Below are 1,660 nucleotides of genomic sequence, written 5' to 3'. Positions count from 1 at the left end.
ATTTATTTAAAAGCTATTAGAAACATTATCAACTTTGTTGAATTATATTTGATAAGGAGTGTACTAATGAAAAAAAGTATTTTAAGAACTATATTTTTAATCATGATCATGACTCTCTCTATCTCTGTATTGTCGGGATGTACTGGCGATAAGCGTGATCCAAAGGAAATAGTCACCGCATATTTTGAAAATGCTAAAGATGGAAAAGTTGATGAATTTGAATCGTTATTTACTGAAGAAGCTAAAAAAATGATAGCAAACAATGGTGGTATGACTGATTTTATGAATTTTCTTAATCGAGAGTTAAAAAACTATGAGATAAAAGATGTTAATGAGAAAAATGAATTGGCTACTGTTAATGTAATTGTTGATTATAAAACAAAAGGGCAAAAACAAACTACTATCCAATTAAGAAAAGTTGAAAATGCTTGGAGAATTAACAATTCATAACAAAATCCTCTACTCTGTAATGGTAAATATCATTTTACAGAGTAGAGGATTTTTTAGTTATTTAAAATCAAAGGGGTCTCTAGATTTTAAATCAAATATATTTCCCTTTTTAAAAGGAGATTGTTCTATCTCTGAAACAATTGCTGCGAATGCAGGATGTACTGGGAATTCTTCCGTATCTTCCTCTATTATCCCATATCCTTCTAATATTTCGTGAGTTAAGTCATGTATATGTTTCATTAGCAGTTCAGTTTCAGTAAAAAAGACCACAAATCGTATTCCTTCTGCACGACTTATTTCATAGAAAAATTCATTTTTATTTTCATCATATTTAGCAAGTATAAATCTATCTATTGATTCATCAGTGTCTACTGTTAAATAGATGACAGGGAGCTGTTCAGCTCGCGAAAAATCAAAATCGATTACTTCTTCTTCTATCAGTTCCATAAGAAATGGACAAAATTTTTCAGTCCTTTCAGTAAAATCGGCTTTCAAATAATCAAACCAGGTATTTTCCATGAATAGTTCTCCCCTGCCTATTTATTTTAAATTCATTTGTTCTCCTGTCTATCATTACTTATTACATATATAATAAATAAATCCTTTAAAGTATTACTAATTTAGACATATTTCTTCTTAAGTATTAATTTACTGGTAATAAAAAATTAACATTGCGCTGCTTTGTTATGTGTTAGTTCAAACCTTTTTTGTATATCTTCTTTAATTTGTTGATGTGTATAAGTAAAGGCTACAACAAAACAATCATCAATCATTACAAATGTATTATTATTGTTTTTTGCTGCTTCGTTTTTCATATCTTTATATATATTTGGTAATAATTCTAAAAAGAGTTTCATCTTTTTTTCTAGAGAAATTAACTGAATTGTAGATAATGTTTCTAAATTGATTGGATGACGTACAGTAGAATGAATGGAATTTGCCATGTAATTATGAATGATATTTAACTCTTCATTCGAAAATTTAACCTTACTATATAGGGTATATAACATTGGTCCGCCCACTTTCTACTAGATTCTTCTGACTATAAAAGTCATGAAAGTTCCTGTATTCTGAATAATGGTTTGCCGGTAATGTCGGTTATTCGGAAGATAGAAATTTGAAACCTATTCCCAAGTGTGACACACGACTGGACGCCCCTACTTTCTATATCTGTAACAATGAATTCTGATTGGGTATTTATCCAGTATTG

General features: G+C 29.2%; 3 protein-coding genes. 1 reads left to right on the top strand and 2 read right to left on the bottom strand.

All coding sequences use genetic code 11. The annotated features are described in order from the left end of the window. The coding region (locus RCF13_RS14990) for a DUF4878 domain-containing protein (RefSeq protein ID WP_308141304.1) at positions 1-450 on the top strand (450 nt) is incomplete at its 5' end. A gap of 57 nt (positions 451-507) precedes the next feature. On the opposite strand, the gene RCF13_RS14985 is transcribed toward RCF13_RS14990, so the two are convergent. Both RCF13_RS14985 and RCF13_RS14980 read right to left on the bottom strand, forming a co-directional pair. Continuing rightward, a complete protein-coding gene (locus RCF13_RS14985; RefSeq protein ID WP_001995923.1) occupies positions 508-969 on the bottom strand; it encodes a hypothetical protein in 462 nt (153 codons plus the stop codon). A gap of 146 nt (positions 970-1,115) precedes the next feature. Further along, positions 1,116-1,394 carry a hypothetical protein gene (locus RCF13_RS14980; RefSeq protein ID WP_235357235.1) on the bottom strand — a complete coding sequence of 93 codons (279 nt, stop codon included), beginning with the start codon at positions 1,392-1,394 and terminating at the stop codon, positions 1,116-1,118. Between the last annotated feature and the right edge of the window lie 266 nt (positions 1,395-1,660).

The organism is Stenotrophomonas maltophilia group sp. RNC7 (assembly GCF_030910085.1).
GTDB classification, from domain to species: Bacteria; Pseudomonadota; Gammaproteobacteria; order Xanthomonadales; family Xanthomonadaceae; genus Stenotrophomonas; species Stenotrophomonas sepilia.
The sequence above is the reverse complement of the archived record's forward strand: the minus strand, read 5'-3'. Positions and strand labels throughout refer to the sequence as shown.

Bases quoted from the DNA above. Each gene is read 5' to 3' on its own strand.
- RCF13_RS14980 (WP_235357235.1), bottom strand. From the start codon at position 1,394: ATGGCAAATTCCATTCATTCTACTGTACGTCATCCAATCAATTTAGAA.
- RCF13_RS14985 (WP_001995923.1), bottom strand. From the start codon at position 969: ATGGAAAATACCTGGTTTGATTATTTGAAAGCCGATTTTACTGAAAGG.